Consider the following 5,769-nt stretch of genomic DNA (forward strand, 5'->3'; position numbering starts at 1 on the left):
CCGGGTTGCTGTTTAAAGACTACTCGCCTCACTTAAAATGTCTATGATGGCTCTAATTTACTTCAATTAAGGGTTTTATCAAAATAAAAAAGAAGGCGTCCTTTACTTTTTGGACACCTTCTTTGTTGTCATTATCTTAAAAATACAGAAATTTCATACAAATATTTCTGCGATCTGGATAGCATTTGTTGCAGCACCTTTGCGCAGATTATCTGCTACGATCCAAAGGTTTAGAGAATTCTCTTTAGTAAAATCCCTGCGAACTCTCCCTACATAAACCTCATCATTGCCATTTGCGATAATTGGCATTGGATAAATTGATTTCTGAGGATTATCTAGAACTTTTACACCTTTTGTTTTGCTCAGTATTTCGAAAATCTGTTCAATTTCAAATGGTTTTTCAAATTCGATGTTTACAGATTCACTGTGGCCACCTATTACAGGAACTCTTACAGCAGTAGCGGTCACCTTTACACCTGGATCACCTAAAATTTTGATGGTTTCGTTTGTCAATTTCATTTCTTCCTTGGTATACCCATTATCGAGGAAAACATCGCACTGAGGAATACAATTTAGATCAATTGGATGTGGATACACTTTTTCAGCGTTTTCACCTTTGCGCTCAGACATGAGCTGGGCGACAGCTTTTGCCCCTGTACCTGTAACTGATTGATAGGTACTTATTACGACTCTCTTTGCTTTGAATTCTTTATGCAGCGGGGCCAAAACCATAACCATTTGAATAGTAGAACAGTTGGGATTGGCTATGATCATGTCTTCAGCGGTGAGCAAATGGCCATTTACCTCAGGTACGATCAATTTTTTAGTGGGATCCATTCTCCATGCTGAAGAATTATCGATGACTCTGCAACCTACCTCAGCAAATCGTGGAGCCCATTCAAGGCTCACAGCTCCCCCTGCCGAGAAGATTGCTATGGTGGGTTTCAAATCTACTGCTACCTGAAGGGGAACTATTTTTACTTCTTGATTTTTAAACAAGATCGTTTTTCCCACATTTTTCTCGGAAGCTACGGGAATTAACTCAGTAACTGGAAAATTTCGTTCTTCCAATACTTTAAGCATTACTTGCCCAACCAAGCCAGTGGCACCTACTACAGCAATTTTCATTCTTTGATGTTGATTACATGCCGTAAAAGTATTTTTGATACGTATTAAATTCTGCAAAATGAAATTCAAAATTTTAGTGCTTTTATCTGCTGCGGTAGCTTTTATTTCAAGTGCTCGTAATATCGATAGCATTACCTATAAGTTACAAGAGTTGGTTGATAAGGGTTATTTCAATGGAAGTGTGGTAATTATGAAAGATGGAAAATTTTTGTACAACAGAAATTTTGGCTATTCCAATCCAATAGAAAATATACTTCACGACGATAAGAGTTATTATAAAATTGGATCAGTTTCTAAAACATTTACCGCTGCTTTAATTTTTAATCTCATTGAAAAGAAGAAGTTAAACTTGGCTACCACACTTGATTTGTTTTTTCCAGAAGTGGTAAATGCCCGCAGAATAACAATAGAAATGATGCTAATGCACAGAAGTGGAATTCACAGCTATACAAATGAAGAAAAATATTATCAATACTATACAAAACCCATTGCAAATCAAGAAATTATAAAGGAAATTTGTTCTTATCCGGCAGATTTCGAACCAGGTGAAAAATTTGAATATTCTAATAGTAATTACTTTCTTTTAGGACTTATTGCTGAACGAATAACTGGAAAAACATATTGTCAGCTCATAAATGGTTTGCTTCCTAAAAATGTACGAAAAAATTTAATTTGTTGTATTGATACTTGTAACAAAAATTGGGTGCCTTCTTTCATTAAAAATGATTCTCTTTGGGAAAAAGCTCCTGAAACTTACCCGATGGTAGCCTTAGGTGCAGGTAGTCTAGCTGCTACAGCTTCGGGTGTTGCTTTATTTTATGACAGACTTTTTTACAAAAAAAGCATTCTAACAAATGAAAGTCTCGAAAAAATGACCTCTTTCAGAGATGGGGTAGGGATGGGTGTTTTTAAAATTCCTTTTTATCAAAAAGTTGGATATGGGCATACGGGAGGAATAGATGGTTTGAGAAGCATAGCGGTTTATTTTCCGGATGATAATGTTACAATGGTTGTGCTGGGTAACAGTATTACAGATATTTCACTTAATGATGTAGCTATTGGAGTTCTATCAGCTTTTTACGGAATTCCGCATTCCTTCAACATACCAGGATCTTATGTGCCGGAGGAAAAAATTCTAGATGCATGTGTAGGAGAATACATGTCGAACGATTTGCCTCTTGACATAAAAATTTTTAAAAAAGATGGAAATAAACTCTTTGCTCAAGCTACTGGACAACAAGCTATACGACTAAACGCTGAAACGGATGATCGATTTACTTATAAACAGGCTGGTATTGTGATAGAATTCAAAGAAATGACTGAAGGCAAGTATCAAGGATTTATTCTCGAGCAAGGTGGGTATAGGCTTCAGTATCAACGGAAATGAAAAGCAACACTCTTCTCTCTATCGTTTATTTTTTCTTTTTAATTCACTTAAAAGCTCAACAAACGGACTACCAGTGGTGGAACACGTTGCATGGCTGGGATGGAATGTCGCCCTTTGAATCATATCTACATCTGGAACCTGGAAGAATGGGGCCTAATGCTTTACCTGTTCCTGAACTTATGTACTCTGTATGGGATTCATTAAATGGTTTAAGTGGAACGACATATTATACTACTACGCGAGGAGAAAAAACCTATTCATTAAAAAACAGCATTTATTATCAGGCAGATAGAAGAGTCGCTTTATGCGCATGGATGGTATCAGCCGAATATTTTACATCGAGTGATGCTGTTCGAGATTTCAGGGCAGCGCGCACATATGAGGGCAGAGGTTGGGCCATTGGCGATCTTTATGTAGAAACTCATTGGCAAATCGTTCAGTTTGCCAAAAAGTTACCCCAAATAGCCTTGCGTATTGGGTTAAAAACAGCTTCTGGGAGTAGGGTTGAAGATGCTCGTTTTACGGATACCCCGGGTTATTATTTTGATGTGAATTTCCGGAAAATTTATTCGAAACAAACTTTTACTTATCAGTTTTTTGGAATGCTTGGATTTTTTGCCTATCAAACTTATCGAACAGATCACAAACAGAACGACGCATTGCTATTTGGAATAGGCGGGAGATTACAAAGTCGAAAATGGGGTGCCGGGACTCATCTTAGAAGTTATTTAGGATACTTTGGAAAATACGATAAACCTGTAATCGGCAGTTTGGAAGTTTTTTATTTTTTAAATAAAGATATTTTAAAATTTCGTATCGAAAAAGGCAATGTTTCCTGGCCCTTCACGGGATTGCGTCTGGAATACTATTACAGATTTTAGAGATTAACTCAACATTTGCTTTTCTAAACTTTATTGCTTTCATCTGCTGTTAAGAAATAAGCGGATTTTTTTATGTGTTTTTTTAAAAATCCCGATTATACAAATTATTGAATGGCAATAATCTTTAGTTCTGTTCTTCGATTTTGCTGGCGCCCTTCCTCTGTGTCATTAGAGGCCACTGGCTGAGTATCTCCATAGCCTTTGGCGGTGAGTCTCGATGGATTAATGCCATTTTTTACCAAAAAATCTACAACAGTTTTTGCCCGATTCTGGGAAAGAATACGGTTATAAGAAGCTGATCCTCTACTATCGGTATGTCCTGAAATTTCTACCCGCACATTTGGATTTTGCTTTAAAAATTGTAAGATTTTAGATAATTCAGCTTCCGATTTGGGTTGAATCTGATAGGAATCGGTATCGAAGAAGAGATTTTGAAGGACAATAACACTACCTGTTTCAATGGGTTTCAGTCTGACCTCTATTTGAAGTGCGCTATCTGATGGCTCTTCTTTCACTACAAAATTTTCAGAATGAAAGAGGTATCCTTCTTTTTCGACATACATGGCATATTCTCTGTTTCCTGGCAACACCCAAAAGAATAAACCATCTTTTCGCGATTCGCCGGTCCAGATTTCTTTGCCATTACTCAAATCAAAAAGACGAATAGAACCATTAGCAATGCGCTTTCCGTCTTTTGCATCTATCGCCACGCCATTCACAAATGCGACGGGAGTTTGTCTGATTCGCTCATCGAGCGAAAATTTGTAAAGGTCAAATCCGCCGAAGCCATCGGCACGGCTATCGCTTGAAAAATAGGCTGTACGCCCGTCAGGGCTAATAATTAGGCTGAATTCTTCGGATGAAGTATTGACGGGATAACCGAGATTGATTGGCTGTGACCATGTGCCATCGGCATTGCGTTTGGAGTAGAAAAAGTCCATGTCTCCAAAACCGGGGTGTTCATCGCTGGCAAAAAAAAGCGTTTGATTGTCGAAATAGATAAATGGGGTAGCCTCACGACCGGAAGTATTAACGGCGCCGGGTAATGGTTGGGCTTCTGTCCATCGCCTATTTTCATCGAGGGTTGAGTAATAAATGTCTGTAGATTCGTCTCGGCCGGTTTTACCGCGAACAAAAAAAAGCGTGCGGCCATCGGGTGAAAGGGAAGGTTGGCTCTCCCAAGCAGATGTATTGATGGCTGGACCTAAATTTTGAGGAGGGCTCCAACTGCCATCGGGCATCAGATAGCTCGCATATAAGTCGCATGAGCCGTAACCTTCAGGGCGATGGCAACCAGTGAAAATGATGATGCGTCCATCAGCCGATACTGACTGAGCTCCCTCGTTAAGTGGAGTATTGATATAGCCTGGGAGTTTTCTCTTGGGAGAAAACCCACCGCCCTTTAGAAGCTCTGTGAAATAGAAATCTTCATCTTTCTTTTCCGTATTCACTTCTCTTTCAGTGAAAACCAACAGTTTGCCATCAGCGGATAGAGCAGGGAAGTACTGGTGATGCCGATCATTAACGGAAGGACCGAGATTTTCGGGAGCGAATCGAACGCTGTCTTTGATGGCAACAGTGGCAAATTCGATGTTTCGACGAATTTTATTTGCTTTCTGTAGGCCTTGCGGACTTGCCTTTGGATAGGCTTGATAGACGTCGAGATGCTTTTTTGCTAAGTCATATTGATATTTATTGAAATACAACTCTGCAACCGAAAGATGTAAAAAGGCTCCGGCACCGGCTTTTAAAGCGCCTATGTAAGCTTCAAGAGCGAGATCAGTATTTTTTTCGCGTGCATGAAAATCGCCCTTCAAAATCCAGGCATCGGTGAAGTCAGGGTATTTTCTATTGAGTTCGTCCAGTTGTTTTAAGGCACCTGGGATGTCTCTATTTGCTAATTTCTCGCGGGCTTGTTGATACATTTTTAGTGCCTTTTTATTTTGTGCATTAGTTGTTTGCACAAGTAAAAACACCAAAAGAAGCGAAAGAACCCAAGAGCAATTCGATTTCAATCTCTAGATTTTTAAGTACATGCAAAGAACGGTAAAAGAAAACGATTGGAATGAATAAGTTTGAAGTAGGGGTTAAAAAAAATCAAATTTGACGAAAAGGGCTTTGTATAAATCAAAAGTGAAACATTACATTTGCAGCCCAAAAAAATGGTGGCTGTAGCTCAGTTGGTCAGAGCGTCGGATTGTGGTTCCGAAGGTCGTGGGTTCGAGACCCATCTGCCACCCATCAGCTGAAGCTGTCCTAAAAGAGGGCAGCTTTTTTTTATCAGTTTTTAAATGGTATTTAATGTTACAAAAAATGAATTAGACTTAAAGCAGGTTTTTGGTAGTGATATTTCAAAAAATTGATTTTTGAAGT

Annotated in this window: 4 protein-coding genes and 1 tRNA gene; 3 read left to right on the plus strand and 2 right to left on the minus strand. The window is 38.8% G+C overall.

Annotated features, from left to right (window positions below):
* Positions 1-153: 153 nt before the first annotated feature.
* Positions 154-1,128: an aspartate-semialdehyde dehydrogenase gene (locus EIP89_RS11275; protein ID WP_124398791.1), complete on the minus strand. Its 975-nt coding sequence runs from the start codon at positions 1,126-1,128 to the stop codon at positions 154-156.
* Positions 1,129-1,186: 58 nt separating this feature from the next.
* Here EIP89_RS11275 and EIP89_RS11280 point away from each other — a divergent pair, with 58 nt between their 5' ends.
* Together EIP89_RS11280 and EIP89_RS11285 are read left to right on the plus strand one after the other, a co-directional pair.
* The gene (locus EIP89_RS11280; RefSeq protein ID WP_124398792.1) at positions 1,187-2,515 is read left to right on the plus strand and encodes a serine hydrolase domain-containing protein; all 1,329 of its coding nucleotides are present in this window, start codon (positions 1,187-1,189) and stop codon (positions 2,513-2,515) included.
* Entirely contained in the window at positions 2,512-3,396 is an 885-nt protein-coding gene (locus EIP89_RS11285) for a hypothetical protein (protein ID WP_124398793.1), read from the plus strand. Before EIP89_RS11280 ends, EIP89_RS11285 begins: the two co-directional genes overlap by 4 nt.
* Positions 3,397-3,500: 104 nt before the next feature.
* Here the strand turns inward: EIP89_RS11285 and EIP89_RS11290 are convergent, their stop codons facing one another.
* Positions 3,501-5,321, minus strand: a complete 1,821-nt coding sequence (locus tag EIP89_RS11290; RefSeq protein ID WP_124398794.1) for an OmpA family protein — start codon at positions 5,319-5,321, stop codon at positions 3,501-3,503.
* A 240-nt stretch (positions 5,322-5,561) separates the two neighbouring features.
* Here EIP89_RS11290 and EIP89_RS11295 point away from each other — a divergent pair.
* Positions 5,562-5,635 (plus strand) — tRNA-His (locus EIP89_RS11295).
* Positions 5,636-5,769: the final 134 nt, after the last annotated feature.

The organism is Thermaurantimonas aggregans, assembly GCF_003851885.1.
Classification (GTDB): Bacteria; Bacteroidota; Bacteroidia; order Flavobacteriales; family Schleiferiaceae; genus Thermaurantimonas; species Thermaurantimonas aggregans.

What these genes read in the sequence shown, in the direction of transcription:
- EIP89_RS11280 (WP_124398792.1), top strand. Translation starts at nt 1,187, where the DNA reads ATGAAATTCAAAATTTTAGTGCTTTTATCTGCTGCGGTAGCTTTTATT.
- EIP89_RS11290 (WP_124398794.1), bottom strand. Translation starts at nt 5,321, where the DNA reads ATGTATCAACAAGCCCGCGAGAAATTAGCAAATAGAGACATCCCAGGT.
- EIP89_RS11285 (WP_124398793.1), top strand. Translation starts at nt 2,512, where the DNA reads ATGAAAAGCAACACTCTTCTCTCTATCGTTTATTTTTTCTTTTTAATT.
- EIP89_RS11275 (WP_124398791.1), bottom strand. Translation starts at nt 1,128, where the DNA reads ATGAAAATTGCTGTAGTAGGTGCCACTGGCTTGGTTGGGCAAGTAATG.